This window comes from bacterium (genome assembly GCA_019637795.1).
Classification (GTDB): Bacteria; Desulfobacterota; Binatia; order HRBIN30; family CADEER01; genus JAHBUY01.
The window spans coordinates 197,304-217,757 of sequence record JAHBUY010000003.1; the positions used below are offsets into that span (position 1 = coordinate 197,304).

Annotated in this window: 19 protein-coding genes; 12 read left to right on the forward strand and 7 right to left on the reverse strand. The window is 71.8% G+C overall.

The annotated features are described in order from the left end of the window. Positions 1-21: 21 nt before the first annotated feature. The 5 genes from KF840_10915 to KF840_10935 all read left to right on the forward strand — a co-directional run bounded on the left by KF840_10915 (position 22) and on the right by KF840_10935 (position 3,228). Positions 22-468, forward strand: a complete 447-nt coding sequence (locus tag KF840_10915) for a hypothetical protein (GenBank protein MBX3025402.1) — start codon at positions 22-24, stop codon at positions 466-468. A gap of 126 nt (positions 469-594) precedes the next feature. After that, positions 595-873, forward strand: coding sequence for a hypothetical protein (locus KF840_10920; protein ID MBX3025403.1), 279 nt, complete (start codon positions 595-597; stop codon positions 871-873). Positions 874-889: 16 nt separating this feature from the next. After that, positions 890-1,597: a type II secretion system protein GspG gene (locus KF840_10925; GenBank protein ID MBX3025404.1), complete on the forward strand. Its 708-nt coding sequence runs from the start codon at positions 890-892 to the stop codon at positions 1,595-1,597. A gap of 45 nt (positions 1,598-1,642) precedes the next feature. After that, positions 1,643-2,815 (forward strand): thiolase family protein, encoded by a 1,173-nt coding sequence (locus KF840_10930; GenBank protein MBX3025405.1) that lies wholly within the window; start codon positions 1,643-1,645, stop codon positions 2,813-2,815. Then, positions 2,815-3,228: a Zn-ribbon domain-containing OB-fold protein gene (locus tag KF840_10935; GenBank protein MBX3025406.1), complete on the forward strand. Its 414-nt coding sequence runs from the start codon at positions 2,815-2,817 to the stop codon at positions 3,226-3,228. Before KF840_10930 ends, KF840_10935 begins: the two co-directional genes overlap by 1 nt. 4 nt (positions 3,229-3,232) lie before the next feature. Here KF840_10935 and KF840_10940 read toward each other — a convergent pair whose 3' ends face one another. The 5 genes from KF840_10940 to KF840_10960 form a co-directional block, all read right to left on the reverse strand. Then, positions 3,233-3,388, reverse strand: a complete 156-nt coding sequence (locus KF840_10940) for a hypothetical protein (protein ID MBX3025407.1) — start codon at positions 3,386-3,388, stop codon at positions 3,233-3,235. Positions 3,389-3,501: 113 nt separating this feature from the next. Further along, positions 3,502-4,371: a TIGR03619 family F420-dependent LLM class oxidoreductase gene (locus tag KF840_10945; GenBank protein MBX3025408.1), complete on the reverse strand. Its 870-nt coding sequence runs from the start codon at positions 4,369-4,371 to the stop codon at positions 3,502-3,504. Between the two features lie 116 nt (positions 4,372-4,487). Further along, a complete protein-coding gene (locus KF840_10950; protein MBX3025409.1) occupies positions 4,488-6,023 on the reverse strand; it encodes a GMC family oxidoreductase in 1,536 nt (511 codons plus the stop codon). Continuing rightward, on the reverse strand, positions 6,020-6,568 hold the full coding sequence (locus tag KF840_10955) for a hypothetical protein (protein MBX3025410.1): 549 nt from the start codon (positions 6,566-6,568) through the stop codon (positions 6,020-6,022). The genes KF840_10950 and KF840_10955 overlap by 4 nt, the downstream gene beginning before the upstream one ends. A gap of 72 nt (positions 6,569-6,640) precedes the next feature. Then, on the reverse strand, positions 6,641-7,750 hold the full coding sequence (locus tag KF840_10960; GenBank protein ID MBX3025411.1) for a pyridoxal-phosphate dependent enzyme: 1,110 nt from the start codon (positions 7,748-7,750) through the stop codon (positions 6,641-6,643). A 72-nt stretch (positions 7,751-7,822) separates the two neighbouring features. Between KF840_10960 and KF840_10965 the strand changes: the two genes are divergently transcribed. Next, positions 7,823-8,242 (forward strand): transcriptional regulator, encoded by a 420-nt coding sequence (locus KF840_10965; protein MBX3025412.1) that lies wholly within the window; start codon positions 7,823-7,825, stop codon positions 8,240-8,242. A 36-nt stretch (positions 8,243-8,278) separates the two neighbouring features. Here the strand turns inward: KF840_10965 and KF840_10970 are convergent, their stop codons facing one another. Then, positions 8,279-8,701, reverse strand: coding sequence for a response regulator (locus KF840_10970; protein ID MBX3025413.1), 423 nt, complete (start codon positions 8,699-8,701; stop codon positions 8,279-8,281). Positions 8,702-8,907: 206 nt separating this feature from the next. Here KF840_10970 and mfd point away from each other — a divergent pair, with 206 nt between their 5' ends. The 6 genes from mfd (at position 8,908) to KF840_11000 (ending at position 19,583) form a co-directional block, all read left to right on the forward strand. After that, entirely contained in the window at positions 8,908-12,396 is a 3,489-nt protein-coding gene (gene mfd / locus KF840_10975) for a transcription-repair coupling factor (GenBank protein MBX3025414.1), read from the forward strand. Between the two features lie 301 nt (positions 12,397-12,697). After that, positions 12,698-13,078, forward strand: a complete 381-nt coding sequence (locus KF840_10980) for a four helix bundle protein (GenBank protein ID MBX3025415.1) — start codon at positions 12,698-12,700, stop codon at positions 13,076-13,078. 483 nt (positions 13,079-13,561) lie between these two features. Next, the gene (locus tag KF840_10985) at positions 13,562-15,400 is read left to right on the forward strand and encodes a peptidylprolyl isomerase (protein ID MBX3025416.1); all 1,839 of its coding nucleotides are present in this window, start codon (positions 13,562-13,564) and stop codon (positions 15,398-15,400) included. A 26-nt stretch (positions 15,401-15,426) separates the two neighbouring features. Further along, a complete protein-coding gene (gene pdxA / locus KF840_10990; GenBank protein ID MBX3025417.1) occupies positions 15,427-16,413 on the forward strand; it encodes a 4-hydroxythreonine-4-phosphate dehydrogenase PdxA in 987 nt (328 codons plus the stop codon). Positions 16,414-16,879: 466 nt separating this feature from the next. Continuing rightward, positions 16,880-18,055, forward strand: coding sequence for a transglycosylase SLT domain-containing protein (locus KF840_10995; protein MBX3025418.1), 1,176 nt, complete (start codon positions 16,880-16,882; stop codon positions 18,053-18,055). A gap of 271 nt (positions 18,056-18,326) precedes the next feature. Further along, entirely contained in the window at positions 18,327-19,583 is a 1,257-nt protein-coding gene (locus KF840_11000; protein ID MBX3025419.1) for a sulfate adenylyltransferase, read from the forward strand. A 103-nt stretch (positions 19,584-19,686) separates the two neighbouring features. On the opposite strand, the gene KF840_11005 is transcribed toward KF840_11000, so the two are convergent. Further along, positions 19,687-20,430: a sulfatase-like hydrolase/transferase gene (locus KF840_11005; protein ID MBX3025420.1), complete on the reverse strand. Its 744-nt coding sequence runs from the start codon at positions 20,428-20,430 to the stop codon at positions 19,687-19,689. Positions 20,431-20,454 lie beyond the last annotated feature (24 nt).

Genomic DNA, 20,454 nt, shown 5'->3' on the forward strand with positions numbered 1-20,454 from the left:
GAGGGGAGGAGAGGCTCTGTCATGACTCGACTGCATCGATTGCTGCCCTTCGGGCTGGCGACCGCGGCGCTGCTCGCCATCGCCGCCGCCGCATCCGCCGACAACGCCGGCTGCGAGACGGCCCTCCGCCTGCAGCAGCAGGGACTGTCGGTCGCGGAGATCGCGCAGACGATGGGACTCTCCGTCGCCGCGGTCCACGGGCTGTGCGCCCAGCCGGGCGCGCAGTCGGTCGTCGTGCCACGCGGCCGCGTGTCGGGCAGCCCCGCCGGCCCCGCCCCTCTGGGCGCCGCCGGCCCCGCCCCACTGGGCGCCGCCGGGCCCGCCCCGCTCGGCGCCGCCGGCCCCGCGCCGTTCGGGGCCGCCGGCCCAGCGCCGTTCGGCGCCGCCGGTCCGGCGCCCATCGGCACCGGCGGCGGTGGCCACATCACGACCCGCGGCGGCGCGAGCTCCGCCGACCAGAAGCGGTGATCCGCGGCGCCGTTGGACCGCCGTCGCGAGTGCGCTCCGCATCGTTGTTCGAGTAGCAACCGCGCGCCAGGCCAGCAATCGCACGTTCGCCTGCGCGCGCGCGTGTGGTATGTTCGCGCTGTTCCCATGCGAGAGCGCCCCGAGACGGAGAAGATCCTCGATGTGCTGCGCCCGTACGCCGCGAACTGGAGCGGCAGCCTCGGCCGCGGCGATCTGGTGATTCCACAGCGCGAGATCCCGCGCCTGATCAACGACCTCATCGACGCCATCGCCCACGGCGCGCACGCCGAGCCGGAAGCCAGCGACACCGAGCTGTTCCACGCCCTCGTCGACGCGCAGCGGATGCGCTCGGTGCAGGACCAGGCGGCGCGCCTGCGCCGCTCCTTCCGCATCCTGAAACGCTGAGCGCGCGGCCGGGTTCGTGTCCTCCTCGCGACTCGCGTTCGCCGCCGGCGCCGGGCTGGGCCTGATCTTGCCGATCGTCCTGATCCTGCTGCTCGCCCGCGTGCTGACCGCCGCCTACAACGGCCTCGACGGCGACGGCACCTACGGCATCGCCGTCGCCGGCACGCGCGAGCTCGCGGCCGCGATCGACCGCTACCGCGGCCAGTACCACCACATCCCGGACGAGCGCGAGGGACTGAGCAAGCTGGCGCCGGAGTTCCTGCCGTCGGTCGACACCGATCCCTGGGGCCATCCCTACATCTACGACCGCAGCGGCCCGGACTGGGCCGACGTGCTGAGCTACGGCGCCGACGGCCGCCCCGGCGGCGGCGGTGCCAACAGCGACATCAGCGCCCGCTTCGGCCGCCTGGGCCCGCACCCGCCGAGCATCCTGCGGTCGTTCGTCACCGTCCTGCTCGTCGGCCTGGCCCTGGTGGCGGCGCTCCCCGCAGTGCCCTGGTGCGACGGCGTGCTCGCCGGCATGTCCGCCTTCTGGGGCGGGCTCGTGCTGGTGATGTTCAGCGGCTCGACGCAGTCGCTGCTGGCGCCGCTGTCCGGCATCCTCGGCGTCCTCGGCTTCGCCGGCGCCATCGCGCTGGCGCGCGAGCTGCCGTATGCGCGCCTCGGCAGCTTCCTCATCATCGTCGCCGCCTACGCCCTCGCCTACGACCTCCTCAACGGTTGATCGCCGCCTTGCCCCGGCGGCCAACGGGCGCTAGGCGACGGAGCCATGTCGTTGCGCGGCCGGACGGCGATCGCGGGGCTCGGAATCACCGAGCAGGGCAAGGTCTACGGCCGCACGCCGCTCGCCTTCGCCGCCGAGGCGGTGCGCCTGGCGCTCGACGACGCCGGCCTGACGCGCGCCGATGTCGACGGGCTGCTGGTCAATCCCGGCCTCTCCTGGGGCGACCTGGGCATGGCGTCGTTCCAGCTCCAGCAGGCGATGGGCCTGCGCGACCTGCGCCTGACCTCGAGCATGAACTCCGGCGGCGCGACCGCCGCGTCGATGATCCAGTACGCCGCCCTGGCGATCGCCAGCGGCCAGTGCCGCGCCGTCGCCTGCGTCTTCTCGGACGCGCCGCTGAAGCCGCCGCGGCCCGCCGGCGAGGCGAAGGGGGGCGGCGGCTCGGCGGGCGCCTACGCGTTCGGCCGCGGGCTCGATGCCGCCTACGGGCAGTTCGGGGTCAACGCCATGTACGCGATGGTGGCGCAGCGCCACATGCACCGTTACGGCACCACCAACGAGCACCTCGGCGCCATCGCCGTCGCCGAGCGGCAGTGGGCCAATCGCAATCCGGCGGCCCAGTTCCACGACACGCCGATGACGCTCGCGGACTACCACCGCTCGCGTTGGGTGGTGGAGCCGTTCCACCTCTTCGACTGCTGCCTGGTCTCGAACGGCGGCCTGGCGGTGATCGTCACCAGCGCCGAGCGCGCCCGCGACCTGCGGCGCCCGCCCGTGTACCTGCTCGGCATGGGCCAGGGACACCCGGGCGGCGATCCGGTGGAGACGCTCACCTCCGGCGCGCCGCTGGCGAAAGAGGCCGCGTTCGCGATGGCCGGCGTCGCCCTCGCCGACATCGACGTCGCCGAGCTGTACGACTGCTACACCTTCACCGTCCTCGTCACCCTCGAGGACTACGGTTTCTGCGCCAAGGGCGAGGGCGGTCCGTTCGTCGCCGGCGGCGGCATCGCGCCGGGCGGCGCGCTGCCGGTGAACACCGGCGGCGGCCAGCTCTCCGCCTTCTACATGTGGGGCATGACGCCGATCTCCGAGGCCGTCATCCAACTGCGCGGCGACGGCGGCGCCCGCCAGGTCGCGGATGCCCGCGTCGCCCTGGTCAGCGGCAACGGCGGCATCCTCTCCACCCACGCCACGCTCGTGCTCGCCACCCAGTGCTGATGTCCACGCCCGCCGCCGGCAAGCCGATCCCCGCCATCACCCCCGAGATGCGCCCCTTCTTCGAGGGGGCGCGCCGTCACGAGCTGCGCGTCCAGCGCTGCCGCGGCTGCGGCGCGCTGCGCTTCCCGGCGCGCGCGCTGTGCTCGGCCTGCCTGTCGACCGACAGCGAGTGGATCGCGGTGTCGGGGCGCGGCGAGATCTACAGCTTCAACGTGATGCACCAGGTCTACCACCCCGGCTTCGCCGCCGAGGTGCCCTATACCGTGGTGCTGGTGCAGCTCGCGGAAGGACCGCGGATGATCTCCAACCTGGTCGGGATCGATGCCCACGCCGTCCGCGTCGGCATGCCGGTACGGGTCGTCTTCGAGACGCTGTCCGACGAGGTGACGCTGCCGAAGTTCACCCCCGCCTGAGCGCTCAGTCGACGCAGGCGAGGACGATGTGCACGCCGCAACGCGGGTTGCGGCAGATCAGCTTGCACTTCTGCCATTCCCCACGCTCGCCGCAGTTGTAGCAGTGCTGCGTCACGTCCGGTTCCGCGCCGTCGTTTCGCCGGGTCTGCCGCTCCTCCATCGAAACCACCTCCGCGGCGCGGACAGTGTCTGCGTCACGGGGCGGCGTCAAGCGGCGATGCGGACGGACGCCCAGCGCGGCGACCATGTCCGCACCGGGTGGTCCGGAACCCCCTACCGTGTCGACGCGATCACGTCGTCGGCGTAGCGGCGCAGGTAGTCGATCTTCTCGCCCACCGGCGTGTCGGGCATGTGGTACGGGTCGCGGAAGCCGACGATGACGTCGGTGACACCGAGGTCCTCGAGCATGCGGACGCCGTCGGCCGTGTAGGCGTACAGAGAGATGACGTGGATCTCGAACGGCTCGCGCTCGCGTCCGTACTCGCGTCGCAGCTCCGCCAGACGCCGCAGGTAGCCGACGAGGAGCTCGTGATCGCCGCCCGCGTGCATCCAGCCGTCGCCGAGGCGCGCCGCGCGGCGCAGGGCGGGTTCGCTGTGTCCGCCGATGAGGACCGGCACCGGTGCCGCCGGCACCGGACAGATCTTGATGCGCGGCACCGTGTAGTGGGCGCCCGCGAACGCGAAGTATCCGCCGCGCAGCAGCCCGCGAACGATGGCGATCATCTCGTCCATCCGCCTGCCGCGCGTCTTCCACTCGGTCCCGGTGACGACGAAATCCTCGGGCCAGGGGGAGAGGCCAACGCCGAAGCCGAAGCGCTCCTGCGTCATCACCGCGACCGAGGCCACGGACTTGGCGACCAGCACGGGCTGGCGGATCGGCAGCTTCACCACGAAGGTCGTGAAGCGGAGCCGGTTCGTCACGGCGCCCATGGCGGGAATCAGCGAGAACGGCTCGATGAACGGCTTGTCCTCGAGGAACTCCCGGTTGCCGTCGGGCGTGTAGGGATACGTGCTGTCCGAGACCTCGGGATAGCAGAGGCTGTCGGGGACGATGAACGAATCCCAGCCGGCGTCTTCGACCGCGCGCGCCAGCGGCAGGTAGTGGGTGGGGGCGCAGAGGGCTTCGGCGTAGGAGAATCGCATCGTCTCGACGGTCCGCACCGCGGATCGCGTCCCGGCTCGTACCGCGCCGACCGCGCGCGCGCCAGTCGCCCCCTGCCCCGCCGCCCGCGGCGGGTCGCCCGGATCGGTGCGGCCGCTCAGCTCCCGGCGAGGCTCGGCCAGTTGGCGGCGATGTAGCGGGCGGTGCGGTCGGCGATGGCGGCGGTGGAGATCTGCGGCGGCGCGCCGAGCGAGGTGGGAAAGACGCCCATGTCGCAGACGAACAGGTTCGGAATCTCGTGCGACTGGCAATACGAGTTGACCACCGCTCGGCGCCGATCCTCGCCCATGGCGCAGGTGCTCTGCGGGTGGGTCGAGGCGATCGGGATGTCGCCCTGGCGCACGCCGCGCTCGACGAACACGTCGAGCGCGTCCTCCGGTTCCAGCACCAGCGGCGCATGGTACGGCGCCAGGACGCGCGACGCGCCGCCGGCGAAGAGGATCTCGGCGCAGTGCTGCATGCCCTCGGCCATGGCACGCCGCTCCCTGGCGTCGAGCGCGTAGGTGATCCGCGGTCGGCCGCTGCGGTCGACGGTGACGGCACCGCTCGACTGGTCGTGCATGAGCACCAGGATACCGACCATGCGGTGGTACTGCTTCATGATCTCGAAGTGGGCGGCGCCGAAGCCCGGCAACTGCGTCGCGGTCATCACCGGGAATCCGTACACCGGCATGAGGATGTAGCCGCTGCGCGGGTCCTGCTCGAGGTCGATGAACTCGTCGACGTAGTAGCTCTGCGGGATGCCGCGGTAGCCGTAGATGTCCTCGTCGAAGATGCCCGAGAGCAGCACGCTCGGATGCAGGTGCAGCCCCTGGCCGACGCGGCCGTTGCCGTTGGCCAGACCGCTGGCGAGCAGGAGGGCCGGCGAGTTGATCGCCCCGGCGCACAGCACCACCACCTGCGCCGCGACGCTGAAGCGGTGGCGCGGCCGGCCGAGCGCGTCGACCACCTCGCCCTCGACGCGGCGCACCCGCCCCGCCTCCGCGACCAGGCGCCGCACCGCGCAGTTGGCGTACAGGCGGGCGCCGGCCTGCACCGCCGCCGGCACGTAGGTGATGAGCATGCTCTGCTTGGCATCGAACGGACAGCCGAGCAGACAGAAACCGGACTGCGCGCAGCGTTCGCGGTTGTGGTTGGTGACGAAGCCGCTGTAGCCGAGCTCCTCGCAGCCGAGCCGGATCTTGTTGTTGAGGGTGTTCACCTCCTCCGGCGTGATCGGCTTCACCTTCAGCATGCGCTCGACGCGCTCGAAGGACGGCTGCAGGTCGGAGCCGCGCAGGTCGCGGACGCCGTAGTCCTGCCGCCACAGCTCGAGGATCGGCTCCGGGGTGCGGAAGCAGTAGCAGAGGTTGTGCACGGTCGAGCCGCCGACGTTGCGCCCCTGGAGGATGAGGATCGTCTGGTCGTCGGTCGCCCGCTGCCCCATGTCCTCGTAGAGCAGCGGCATCATCTCGTCCTCGCGCTGGGTGAAGTCCTCCTTGGTGTAGTGCCCGCCCTGCTCGAGCATCACCACGTCGCGCCCGGCCGCCGCCAGCTCGCTGGCGACCACCGCGCCGCCGGCGCCGGTGCCGATCACGCACACCTCGGCGGTGAGCGCGAGGTCGCCGTCGATCTGCGCCCCGGTGACGATCATTGCGGCAGCTCCCGCCGCGGCCGCACCACCCACGGGCCGCTGTAGTGGATGCCCGGCCAGGTGGCGTCCTGCGCGTAGTAGCCGAGCATCGACAGGTTCTTCAGCGCCTGGAACACCAGGCGCCGGGCCTGCAGGCCGCTGTCCGCCCAGTCCTGGAGGTACACGTCCTGCCAGTTGGCGTTCATGCGGGTGAAGCGCGCCGGCTGGCCGATGCACAGCGGCGGCGCGTACTCGAACATCCACAGGCCCCAGGAGAGCTGCCGCGGCACGTCCGGCGGCAACTGGCGCAGCGCCACGTCGATGGTGCGCAGGCCGTCGGTGGCGGAGAAGCGCGGCATCGCCGGATCGTCGGTGAAGGTCATGCGCTCGGCGACGGCGGCGAGGATGCGCGCATCGGATGGCGACAGCACGCGCAGCCCCGGCGCGTCGCCGGCGACCTCCGCCGCCAGCGCCGCTGGCAGCGCCCGCACCCGGCTCAGCGCCAGCATCCCGGCCGAAAAGCCGGCGAGCCGGAGAAGGCCGCGGCGCGTCACCCGGAAGTCCATGGATTCCCGCTATACGACGCGGTGGACTTTGGCCATCGAGGCCCCTGGCGCGGCGGATGGCGCCCCGCCCCTTCAGGCGAAGAAGCGATGGAAGGCCGGCGGCAGCTCGCGCCAGTCGGGCAGACGCGGCAGCGCGGCCCCGGGATCGACCGAGCTGTAGGTGTTCCAGAACAGCAGCGGCCGATCGCGATACGGCGGCCGGGCGGCGAGGTCGAGCATCGCCGCCATCGTCTTCGCCGTGTAGGTGGTCTCAAGGGCGATGCCCTCGCTGTCGGCGAGCAGGCGCTGCGCCGCCACCCCGGCGTCGCTCACCGCGCCGTACCCGTCGCCGACGTACGCGCGCTCGATGACGATCTCCGCCGGCCGGATCGGCGTCCGCGGCAGCGACGGCGCGACCCGCCGCAGGCGGCGGAAGGCGCCGCGCGCCAGGCTGGCCAGGCGACGCGGCGACGGCGGCAGGATGTCGGTCACCAGCACGCCGACCAGCGTGCTGCGCAGGCCGGCGAGGCGCAGGCCGAGCTGCAGGCCCGCCAGCGTGCCGCCGCTGCCGACCGCCACGAAGATCGCGGCCGGCTCCGGCAGCAGGCCGGCGCGCACCTGGTCGGCGAGCTCGCAGGCGGCGTTGACGTAACCGATGCTGCCCAGCGCCGAGGTGCCCCCGGTCGGAATGACCGCCAGCGGCTCGCGCTGGCGCACCCCCTGCGCCAGCCGCCGCAGCGCGATGGCCGCCACGCCCGGCACGGATTCGGCGAGGTGCATCTCGCAGCCGAAGGCGTGGTGCAGCAGCAGGCAGCGGCGCACGTGCGCGGTGACCGGCTGCGGCAGCAGCACCAGCACCGTGCGCAGGCCGGCGTCGTGGGCGCAGATCGCGGTCGCCAGCCCGTGGTGCGTGCCGATGCCGCCGAAGGTCATGACCGCGCGCCGGCCGCGCGCCACCGCCGCCCCGAGCAGCCACTCGAGCTTGCGCGGCTTGTTGCCGCCATAGAGCGCGCAGGAGGCGTCGTCACGCTTGATCCACAGCGGGCCGAGGCCGCGGGCGCGGGCGAGGCGCTCGAGCGGCGCCACCGGCGTCGGCAGGGCGCAGAGCGGGTGGCGGCGCAGGCCGCGGTGGATCGCCGGGAACCGTCGCACCAGGGCGAGGTCGGCGGTGGCGGTGCGCGGCGGATCGGCGGTGACGGTCATGCGGACGCCCGACGCGGCGGGCGCCCGGTAGCTATTGCCGGACTCCCCGGCGCATGCAAACTACCGGGCGCAATGGCGAGGAAGCGAAAGAAGCCTGCCGCGCGCCCCGTCGCGGCGCCGCCCGCCGAGGCGCCCGCGGCGCGGCGCACCCGCTCGTCGTCGCTCAGCGACTACCTCAGCCGCCAACGCAGTCTCGCCGACATCTCGCTGCGCAAGATCATCGAGCGCAGCGGCATCCCCGGCGTCGTCCTGCGCGAAATCGAGGGCGGGCTGAAGAACCCCAGCCAGGCGATCATGCAGAGTCTCGCCGGCGCGCTCCGCCTCTCGGCGGAGACGCTCTACCTGCAGGCCGGCGTCCTCGACCCGCGCGAGCTGGACGAATCCGACGCCGTGCGCGAGCTGCGCCGCGACCCGCACCTCACCGAGCGCCAGCGCGAAACCGTGGTGGAGGTCTACAAGGCCTTCCGCCGCGCCAACGTCGCCCCGGAGTAGGCTCCGGCGCGTGCGGCGCTCGCCTCGCGCCGCCGGCTAGCCGGCGGCGCGCATCTTGGTCGGCAGCGGCACGTGCTTGGCGACCTCGGCCAGGAGCGTCGCGCTGGTGAACGGTTTGCCGACGAAGCCGTCGCAGCCGACCCGCCCGGCGGCCGAGGCGATCTGGTCCCACATGAACGCGGTGACGGCGACGCACGGAATCGAAGCCGATTCGGGCGTCCGCTTGATGCGCTCGATCACCTCGACCCCGCTCATCAGCGGCATCGCCAGATCGGTCAGCACCAGGTCCGGGTGGTGGGTGCGCACCTTGCGCAGCGCGTCCTCGCCGCCGTAGGCCTGGATGACGGTGAAGCCGGCGCTCTCGAGGATGCGCACCATGAGCCGCATCAGGTCGTGCGCGTCCTCGATGACGAGAATCTTGGCGGCGCCATCGGCCATCGCGAGTCGAGAATAGCCCATCGCGCGCGCGCTGCTATCCGGAAGGTTTACAATCGGCGGCCGCGACGACGCGCCCCGGCAGCGCCGACCTTGTGGGGGTTCCGGGGCGCTGGTAACCGGTGGGGTTCTCCGCGGCAGCCATGTCCATCACGAGTGCGACAACCTGGGTTCCGGCTCTGCAGGCATTGACCGCCGGGCTGGGCGCCCGCGATCAACGCCCATGGCGCGTGCAGGGGTTGAAGGGCGGCGCCCGCGCCTACTTCCTCTGGCGCCTGCTGGCGGCGGCGCCGCGGCCGGCGTTGATCATCGCGCCGACCGGGAAGGACGCCGAGCGCCTGACGTGCGACCTGCGCTTCTGCTTCGGCGAGCCCGACGACGCGGAGCCGTTCGCCCGCCGCATCCACTATCTGCCGAGTTGGGAGGTGACGCCGTTCGAGGATCTGTCGCCGACCGCCGACGTCGTCGCCGCCCGCATCGAGGGCCTGTACCACCTGCGCCAGAGCCCGAATCCGATCGTGGTCACGACCCCGGAATCGCTGCTGCAGCGGGTCCCGGCGCGCGAGACGTTCGCCGCCCAGTACCTGTACATCGTCGAGGGCGAGGAGATCGATCGCGATGCGGTCGCCGCCCGCCTGGTGAGCTGGGGCTATCGGCGCGTGCCGCTGGTCGAGGACCGCGGCGACGTCAGCATCCGCGGCGGCATCATCGACGTCTTCCCGCCCGCCCATCCCAAGCCGGTCCGGCTGCAGCTCTGCGGCGACCAGATCGAGGCCATGCACGCCTTCGATCCGGTGAGCCAGCGCCTCGCCGGGGCCCAGCCGGAGCTGCTGCTGCTGCCGATGCGCGAGCTCGACCCCACCGCCGGGCAGCGGCCGGAGATCGCCCGCGCCATCGAGGCGCGCGCGCTCGAGCTCGAGCTGGCGCGCGACGAGCGGCTGCTGATGATGGACGGCCTGGCCAGCGGCCTGCTCTTCCCCGGCGTCGAGTTCTGCCTGCCCTACTTCCACGCGCGGCTGGGCACGCTGTGGGACTACCTGCCGGACGGCTGCGCGGTGTTCGTCGACCAGGCGGGCGAGGTGGACGCGCAGCTCGAGCGCGCCGCCGCGATGATCGAGCGCCGGGCCGGCGAGCGCGCCGCCGAGCACCGCTTCTTCCCGCCGCCGGAACAGCTCTATCTCACGCCGAGCGCGTGGCGGGCGGCGCTGGCGCAGCGCCCCATGGTCGAGATCGAAGCCCTCGACGTGCTCGCCGCCGACGGGCGAGAGACGCGCCTGTCGGTGCACTCGTTCTCCACCGGCGACCTCAAGGCGGCGCGGGTGCACCAGCGGCACGAGGTCAGCTTCGCGCCGGTCGCCGAACAGGTGCGCGCCTGGCGCCAAGAGGGCCACCGGGTGCTGTTCGTCGCCGGCACCGAACCGCAGGCGCAGCGCCTGGCCCGCCTCCTGGAGGCGAACGAGATCCCGGCGGCGATCGCCAGTCGGCCGTTCGCGGAGGTGAGCGGCGGGGCGGCCGCGGAGACGCGACGCGCCGGCGCCGTCGACATCGTGCTCGGCCACCTCACCGAGGGGTTTCGCGTCCCCGAGGAAGCGCTGGTCGTCGTCACCGAAGCCGACGTCTTCGGCGAGGTGCGCCGGCGCGCGGCGCGTCGGGTGTCGGTGTCGCAGCTCCTGCAGAGCCTGAGCGAGCTCAAACCGGAGGACTTCGTCGTCCATCTCGACCACGGGGTCGGCATCTACCGCGGACTGCGCCACCTGCAGGTCGCCGGCACCGAGGGCGACTATCTGCACCTCGAGTACGCCGGCGGCGACCGCCTCTACCTGCCGGTCGACCGCATCAGCCTGGTGCAGAAGTACGTCGGCGCCGAGGGCGCGGTGCCGGCCCTCGACCGCCTGGGCAGCGGCAGTTGGGACCGGGTGAAGCAGAAGACCCGCGAGTCGATCCTCGCCATGGCCAAGGAACTGCTCGCCATCTACGCCGCGCGCGAGATCGACGCCCGCAACGCCTATTCGCAGCCCGACAGCTACTTCCGCGAGTTCGAGGCCACCTTCCCGTTCGAGGAGACGCCGGACCAGAAGCAGGCGATCGACGACGTGCTCGGCGACATGCGGCGCGGCAAGCCGATGGACCGGCTGATCTGCGGCGACGTCGGCTACGGCAAGACCGAGGTGGCGCTGCGCGCCGCCTTCCTCGCCGTCATGGACGGCCGCCAGGTGGCGGTGCTGGTGCCGACCACCGTGCTCGCGCAGCAGCACTTCGTCACCTTCCGCACGCGCTGCGAGGGCTACCCGGTGCGGGTCGAGTGCCTGTCGCGCTTCCAGTCCGCGGCGCAGCAGCGCGAGACGCTGCGCGGCCTCGCCGCCGGCACCGTCGACATCGTCGTCGGCACCCACCGCCTGCTGCAGGCCGACGTCGAGTTCAAACGCCTCGGCCTGCTGGTGATCGACGAGGAGCACCGCTTCGGGGTGAAGCACAAGGAGCGGATCAAGGAGCTGCGCAATCTGGTCGACGTGATGGCGATGACCGCGACCCCGATTCCGCGCACCCTGCAGATGTCGCTCACCGGCATCCGCGACCTGAGCGTCATCGAGACGCCGCCGGTCGACCGCCTGGCGGTCCGCACCTACGTCACCCGCTACGACGACGACATCGTCCGCGACGCCATCCAGCGCGAGCTCGATCGCGGCGGCCAGGCGTTCTTCGTGCACAACGTGGTCGAGAACATCGAGCTGATGGCCAGGCACCTGCGCACCGTCGTCCCGGCGGCGCGCTTCGGCGTCGCGCACGGCCAGATGCCCGAGCGCGAGCTGGAGAAGGTGATGCTGCAGTTCATGCAGCGCGAGCTCGACGTCCTGGTCTGCTCGACTATCATCGAGTCCGGGCTCGACATCCCCAACGCCAACACCATCCTGATCAACCGCGCCGACCACCTTGGCCTGGCGCAGCTCTACCAGTTGCGCGGCCGGGTCGGGCGCTCGCACGAACGCGCCTACGCCTATCTGATGATCCCCGGCGAGCACCTCATCACCAAGGACGCGCAGAAGCGGCTGCGCGTGCTGCAGGAGCTCGACGACCTCGGCGGCGGCTTCAAGCTCGCCGCCCACGATCTCGAGATCCGCGGCGCCGGCAACCTGCTCGGCAAGCAGCAGTCGGGACAGATCACCGCCGTCGGCTTCGAGCTCTACACCCACATGATGGAAGAGGCGGTGATGGAGCTGCGCGGCCAGCGCCGCCGGGTCGACGTCGAGCCCGAGATCCAACTCGGCTTCCCGGCCTACATCCCGGACAGCTACATCCCGGACGAGAACCAACGGCTGGTCTTCTATCGCCGGCTGGCGCAGACCGCGGGCGCCGCCGAGCTGGAGGAGATCGCCAGCGAGCTGCGCGAGCGCTACGGGCCGATCCCGCCGCTGGTCGACAGCTTCCTGCGGGTCATGGACCTGCGCCGCGTGCTCAAGGCGTGCATGATCGTCCGCGCCCTGCTGCGCCAGGGCATGGTCACCCTCACCTTCCACTCCGAAGCGCCGATCGAGGTCGAGCAACTGATCGCCCTGGTGCAGCGCGGCAAGGGTCGGTACCGGCTCTCGGCCGACTTCCAGCTCAGCTTCACCCCGCACCACGCCGACTGGGACGGCCTGGTGCAGGAGATCCAGGACGTGCTGCGCGAGGTGCAACAGCCGCTGACGCCGGCGCAGCCGGACGCCGCCACCGTTCGCTGACGGACGTGAAAGCGCCGCTCCATCGGCGTCACGGTACGCGTACACGTACTCGTACCCGTACCCGTACCCGTCGTATCCGTACACGTACTCGTACACGTACACGTACACGACGGACGAGTACGAGTACGAGTACGTGTACGAGTACGTGTACGAGTACGTGTACGAGTACGGGTACGGGTACGGTACCGGTACCTGCAAGAGCGCTCTGAATCCGCAGTTGGCGCGGCCGCCCGCACGCGGTAGAGTTGATGCTGCGGGCGGCCGCCACGAACATGGCTCGACTGCCATGCCGTCGATCCCCATGAAGCTGGACCACGAACAATTGGACGTCTATCAGGTGAGTCTCGACTTTGCCGCCTGGTCGTACGAGCTCGCGAAGCGACTGCGGAACGCGGACCGTCACGCTCGAGATCAACTCCTGCGCGCCTCCCAGTCCATCCCGCTCAACATCGCGGAAGGATGCGGCAAGCTACCGTCAGCCGAGCGTCGACGCTTCCTGCAGATCGCCGGCGGCTCGACACGGGAGTGCGCGGCCATCCTCGACGTCCTTCACCGCTGCGCAGTGATCTCACAGACCGAGTGGCGGACCGGCAAACAGATGCTGGCGCGAATCGTCGCCATGCTGACCCGCCTGATCGGCCCGCCGGACTGCGTGCGCGAGTCGGAAGCCGAGTTCGGGTAGCGCTGAAGCCCCCCGCACGTACCCAGCGATACGGCGCCCATACCCGTACTCGTACTCGTACACGTACACGACGGACGAAGACGAGTACGTGTACGGGTACGGGTACGGGACAGTACGGGCGTGTACGGGGAGGCGTGCACCGCCCCGGAATGTCGCCCGGAACTCCTCAGCCCGCGGCGCGCACGTGGCGAATACGGCGCCAAAACGCGTACTCGTACACGTACTCGACGGACGAAGACGCGTACGTGTACGAGTACGGGTACGGGACAGTACGGGCCGCAGCGGTGAAGATTCTCGTCATCGTCATGCTCCCTCCCGTCGCCAACGCCACTCCTGCACAGGCCCCCCGCGGACATAGGCCGTGGCGGTCACCTCCTGCTGCCGCAGCTTTTCTCAAGTGGTGATGTAGTCGCCCCCTCGATTCTCCGCGGCCGCCGGCGGTGCCCTGACACGTCGGCCCCCGGGCGTGCTATGAAGGCCCGCATGCTGCGTCATCTGTTGCCCGCCTGCACCCTGCTCATCGCGCTGGCCGCGCCGGCGGCGGCCGCCACGCACGTGGTGCGCAATACCGACAGCGAGGGCGAGGGCTCGCTGCGCGAGGCCGTCGACGACGCCGGCAAGGGCGACATGATCATCTTCGGCACCGGGGTGCGCGGCACGATCGTCCTCGCAGAGCCGCTGGAGATCGAGAACCTCACCGTGAAGGGCCCCGGCGCCGACGCCGTGACCATCCGCGGCAGCGGCAAGGCGACGCTCCGGGTCGACGGCACGACCACGCTCTCCGCGTTGACCATCGCCGGCGGCGACACCGCGATCGAGGTCGGCGGCGGCCGGGCGACCGTGCTCGATTGCGCGGTCGAGGACAGCCGCGGGGCCGGCATCACGATCGACGACGGCCGGATCACCCTGGTGCGCTCGCAGGTGAGCGGCAACGCCGGCGCCGGCATCGAGACCACCGGCGGCGCCGTGTACTGCGTCAACTCGACCGTCGCGGCCAACGGCGGCGCCGGCATCCGGACCGAGAAGGGCCGCATCGACACCGCGAACTGCTCGATCGCCCACAACCGCGGCGCCGGCCTGGAAGCCGGCGGCGGCGAGGTGTCGGCCCGCAACACCCTGCTCGCCGACAACCTGCGGGCCTGCGACGGCGCCGTGACCTCCAACGGCTACAACCTGTCCGACGATCAGACCTGCGCCTTCAACGGCAGCGGCGACGTGCAGAACCCCGATGCCCGGGTCGGCCCGCTGGCGCCCAACGGCGGCCCGACCCAGACCGTGGCGCTGACCGGCGGCAGCCCGGCGATCGACGCCGGCGACCCGTCCGGCTGCACCGACGACGGCGGCCGCCTGCTCACCGTCGACCAGCGCGGCACGCGGCGACCGGCCGGCGGACGCTGCGACATCGGCGCCTACGAGCAGCCGGTCGCCGTCACCGGCACCGTCGTCAACCGCATCGTCGCCCTGGTCGACGGCGACCCGATCACCATGCACGAGCTCGAGACCTTCACCACCGACGATCCCCGCCTCGCCGAGGCGGCGCGCCACGATCCCGCCGGCGTGCTCGAGCTGGTCATCACCCAGCGCATCCTGTCCAAGGAGGTGCAGGCGCAGGGGATCACCATCTCCGAGGCCGAGATCGACCGCTACGTCGACACCATCAAGCAGCGGAACCACATCGACGACGAGCAGCTCGACGCCGCCCTGGCGCAGCAGGGCCTGACCCGCGAGCGCTATCGCAAGCAGATCCGCGACGAGCTCGAGCGGGCGCAGCTCATCAACCGCGAGATCCGCGGCAAGGTCAGCGTCTCGCCGGAGGAGATCGCGCGCTACCAGAAGGCGCAGGGGGTCGAAGCGGAGGGGAGCAGCAGCGAGCAGGTGTCGATCTCGCACATCGTCCTGCAGATCCCGCCCGGGGCGAGCCCGGCCGAGGTGGAGGCGGTCCAGGAGCGCGCCGACAAGATCTATCGCGAGCTGCGCGACGGCGCCGACTTCGCCACGGTCGCCAAGCGCGAATCCGAGGACGGCGCCGCCGCCTCGGGCGGCAAGCTCGGCACCTTCAAGCCGGGCGAGATGCGCGACGAGCTCGAGGAGGCGGTCGCCGGGCTCGATCCGGGCGAGTTCAGCAAGCCGGTGCGCGGCGAGAACAGCATCCACATCGTCAAGCTCGACGAGCGCATCGGCGCCGGCGCGCCCGACCAGCTCTCCGACCAGCAGCGCGAGGAGATCAAGGAGAAGCTCTACTCCCAGGCCCTCGAGGAACGATACGCGCGCTGGCTGAAGGAGGACCTGCGGCAGAAGCACTCGGTGGAGATCCTGCCGTGAGCGGCCGGCCGCGGGTCGCCATCTCGATGGGCGACCCGACCGGCATCGGCCCCGAGGTCACCCTCGCCGCCCTGCGGCGTCCCGCCGTGCGGCGGCGGCTGCAGCCCATCCTCGTCGGCGACATCGGCGTCTACGCCGACGTCGCGCGGCAGCTCCGGCTGCCGGTCCGCTTCGCCGCCTGGGAACCCGGCCAGGCGCTGCCGCGGGGCGCCGTCGCGGTCCGCGAGGTCGCCGCCGTCCCCCGCGCCCAGCGCCGGCCCGGCCGGCCGACCCTGGCGGGTGGCCGGGCCGCCCACGCCGCCATCCTCGAAGCGCTGCGGCTGGTTCGCACCGGCGCCGCCGACGCCCTGACGACGGCGCCCATCTGCAAGGCGAACCTGGTCGCCGCCGGCCGCGCGGTGAGCGGCCACACCGAGCTCCTGGCGGCCCTCTGCGGCGACGTCCCGGTGCGGATGATGATGATCGGCGGCCGGCTGCGGGTCGCCCTGGTCACCACCCACCTCGCCCTGCGCGCCGTCCCCGATGCCTTCGACGCCGCCGACGTCCTGACCACGGTGCGCATCGCCGAGCGCGCCCTGCGCGAGCGCTTCCGCATCCGGCGGCCGCGCCTCGGCGTCGCCGGCCTCAACCCGCATGCCGGCGAGCAGGGCGTCTTCGGCGACGAGGACCTCCGCGTCATCGCCCCCGCCGTGCGGCGGGCGCGCCGTCTCGGCATCGATGCCCGCGGCCCGCTCGCCGCCGACAGTCTGTTTCCCCTCGCCTACACCGGCCACTTCGACGCGGTGGTGTGCATGTACCACGACCAGGGCCTGGCGCCGTTCAAGTTGGTGCATTTCGCGGACGGCGTGAACTTCACCGCCGGCCTGCCCGTGGTGCGGACCTCGCCAGACCACGGCACCGCGCACGACATCGCCGGCCGCGGACGCGCCGACGCATCGAGCATGACCGCCGCGCTGTGCATGGCGGCGGAGCTGGCCACGCGCCCCGCCTCGCGCCAGCCCTCCATGCGGTGAACGGCTCCACGGTCCCCTGTGTCAACAAGTTGACACCCGCGCATTTCACTGTTGCACCGCGGCAAGCGCCTGTGGTAGCGAGGAACGCCTCGTTCGCGAGGCGGTATTAGGATGACCGTTGATGGAGTGAGGAACGTGACGCCCGCGCAGGCGGGTTCGTCACACGAGGTTGGACGGACGTCGCGGAAGTCGGCGACGTCCCGGTTGCCACGGGGCGCCTTTGGCTCTTCCCCACCCTGGCAGCCGGGCAGGCAGGAGGGAGGAACCTATGCGCGCTGCGAATCAGCGACCCATTGTCGCCCTTGGGGTATTGTTCGCCTTGTGGGCACTGTCCGGCTGCTCGGCCAGCCGCCGGCCCGGCGATCCATCGGGGGGAGATTCACTGGCGACTGCCCCACGTGGGGCGGGTGAACACGGGTTCCCCGCCGCAGCCACCGCTGCTCAGAACGACCGCGAGCACCCGGAGTTGGATGTCGAGCATCCACGGGTGCAGACGCTCATGGCCGACTATCAGACGACCATGCGGCCAACCCTCGAGCGGGCGCTCCGGCGCGGCAGCAAGTACCTGCCGGGGATGAAGAACACGCTGCGGGAGGAGGGCGTGCCTCCCGAGTTCGCGTACGGCGTGCCGATCGTCGAGAGCGGATACAGCCTGCAGGCCACCTCGCATGCCGGCGCCGTCGGGCCCTGGCAGTTCATCCGCGGCACCGGGCAGCGCTACGGGTTGCGCATCGACGGCTACGTCGACGAACGGCGCGACCCCGAGAAGGCGACCCGCGCCGCCGCCCGCTACCTGCGCGACCTGTACGACCGTTTCGGCGACTGGCATCTGGCGCTCGCCGCCTACAACACCGGCGAGGGCAACATCGAGCGCATTCGCGACAATCGCGGGTGCGAGGACTTCTGGGAGATGCGCGACCGCGGCTACCTCCCCCAGGAGACCTCCGAGTACGTCCCCAAGGTGCTGGCGGCCATGGAGGTCGCGAAGTCGCCCAAGCGCTACGGCATCGAGGTCGTGAAGAGCCCGCCGGCCAAGTTCGACACCATCCAGATCAGCCGGCCGATCTCCCTGCAGGCGGTGGCGCAGCTCACCGGCAGTGACGTCGACACCATCCGCGAGCTGAACCCGGCCCTGAAGCGCGGCATCGTGCCGCCGGACGGGTACGAGGTCCGCCTGCCCGAGGGCACCCGCGACCAGTTCACGGTCGCCCTCGCCTCCTATCGCGAGCCGCAGCCGATGCTCTTCGACGCGCGCTCGAGCGGCATCCACACCGTGCGCCGCGGCGATACGCTGGGACGGATCGCCGGCCGCTACGGCGTGTCGGTGTCATCGCTGGCGCGGGCCAACGGCCTGCGCGGCCAACGCGGGCTGCGCAGCGGGCAGCAGTTGCGCATCCCCGGGCGAGACGGCACCGTTCGCCTGGCCGCCAAGGCCTCGCGGCCCGAGGTGGCGGCGAACGCCAGCCGTTCTCGCCGCGACACGGCGGCATCGACGGCCAGCCGGCGCGCGTCGTCCGGCTCGCGCCGCGATGCCACGGCGCGGCGCGCACCGGCGGCCAACAGCGCACGCGCCGGCAACGCCAGCGCGTCGCGGTCGCGCAGCCCGCTGCCCGCGTCGCAGCGACCGGCGCGGCGCCGCTGATCCAATCACCGGCTCGATCGCCCGCCCCACGGCGCCGCGCGCGCTGAGGGGCGGCGCGGTCGCCACCGCCCACGCGCGGGTGGCGCCGGTGACGGCGCGGCGGCGGGCGGCGCGGCGCGCACCTGGCCCGACGGTTACTTGACTCCCCGCAGGGCCTCGCATAGCGACAGTCGAATCCGGCTCGTCGTCCGGGCCGTCGCCTGAGCGCACCTGGGGGGTGCCGTGGGCGAGTCGCCTGCCTGATCCACGTCAAACGAAGGAGTAACCATCCATGCCCGATCTCGTTCCGGTCCACGGCGGCCTCGACGCGCCGGTGTCCCGAGTGGTGCCGCTCTCGCGCCGCCAGACGTTCCTCGCCGAGGCCGCGGCGCTGCCGCGGATCGAGATGTCGCGCGCCGATCTGGCGACCGTCTACCGCATCGCCGACGGCACCCTGTCGCCGCTGACCGGCCCGATGGACGAGCGCACCTGGCATCGCGTGCTCGACACCGACACCATCGAGTACGGGTTCCGCACCTACGCCTGGACGGCGCCGATCTCCTTCCCGGTGACCGACGACGAGGCCAAGACGCTGCGCGTCGGGCAGGCCGCCGCCATCGCCTTCGAGGGCGCCGTGGTCGCCGTCCTGCAGGTGACGAGCATCTTCGACTGGGACAAGGCCAAGCACGTCGAGCGCTTCTACGGCACCAGCCGCACCGACCATCCCGGCGGCCACATGGTGATGGACGACCCGCGCGGCACACTGGTGGGGGGCGAGCTGTGGGCGCTGCCGCAGCCGTTCGACGCCGACTACGGCCAGTACATCCTCAGCCCGCGCCAGACGCGGACGCTGATCGCCGAGCGCCGCTGGGAGCGCGCCCTCGCCTTCCAGACCCGCAACCCGCTGCACCGCGCCCACGAGTACGCGCTGGTGGCCGGCGTCGAGCAGCTCACCCGCCTCGGCTATTTCGCCGGCGTCGTGCTGAACCCGCTGGTCGGCGAGCTCAAGGGCGACGACGTCCCCGCCCGCATCCGCATGCAGTGCTACCGGGCGCTGCACGACCAGCAGCTCCTCGGCCAGGGCGACAAGGACGAGGCGCTGTGGAGGGAGCGCGGCTACGACCTGACCGAGGTCTTCGAGCTCGTCGGCCTCGACATCAAGATGCTGTACGGCGGCCCGAAGGAAGCGGTGATGCACGGCATCTACCGCCAGAACCACGGCTTCACCGACATCGTCATCGGCCGCAAACACGCCGACGCCCCGTACGACGACGGCAAGGCGATCTGGGGCGACTTCGACGCCCAGCAGATCTTCCTCAACCTGAACGGCGCGCTGCAGATCCGCCCCTGCAACATCGGCTTCGCGGCGTACTACGACAGCGCCAAGCGCGTCGACCTGATGGACAACCACCCGGACGAGAAGCCGGTGGTCATCTCCGGCTCGAAAGTGCGCGAGGCCCTGACCAGCGGCGAGCGCCCCGATCCGCGCATCCTGCGCCCGGAGATCGCCGACATCCTGATCGACTACTACCGCGGCAAGGGCGCCTGACCGCGCCCCGGTCGGCGGGCGGCACCCCGCGCGATCGGATTCGCGCCCGACCCGCTGGGCGCCGACCGCCGCCGCGCGGACGGCTGGCGTCCGCCGGCGAGGGTCAGCGCAGCTTCCCCTCCAGGAAGGGCACCTCGAAGACCTTGGCGTGCTGGATCGGGCCGTGCCCGACGTAGCCGTCCTCGCCGAACAGCTCGCCGTGGTCGGCGGTGACGGTGACGTAGGTGTTGGCGGGCAGCAGGTCGAAGAGCTGCTCGAAGACGCCGTCGAGATAGCGCACGGTCTCGATCTGCCGCGCCCGCAACTCGGCCAATTGGCGGGCGTCGAAGGGCGCGGGGCCATCGGCGCCATCGTCGAGGCGCTGCAGCGTGCCGTGCAGGCCGGACAGCCGCGGCCACTGGCTGGGGTCCTCGCTCGGCAGCGCGAACGGGTAGTGGGTCTCGCCGACGTTGAGCAGATGGAAGGTCGGCCGGTCGTCGTCGAAGCGCAGCCGCGGCAGCATCGCCGCCATGTCGTTGTGGGTCGGCATCAGCGTGAAGCTGTCGAAGTCGTGCGCCAGCGGCGTCGCCGGGTTGAGCACCGGGAGCGAGACCAGCGCGTGCGCGCGGTAGCCGAGCCGCTGGCGCAGGAACGTCGGCAGCCACAGCGACGGCAGCAGGTCCTTGAAGGCGACCCCGTCGACCCCCAGCCGCTCGGCGTAGCGGGCGAAATCGCGCTTGTAGTACTCCGACGCGAACACCTGTCGCGGGCTGGCGTGCGGCAGCAGCCCCATCAGCAGGTTGAAGTGCGACGGGGACGTCCACGAGGCGTAGCTCCACCGCCGCTCCAGGGCGCCCAGCTTCTGCATCGTCAGCGGATCCGCCGCCACGAA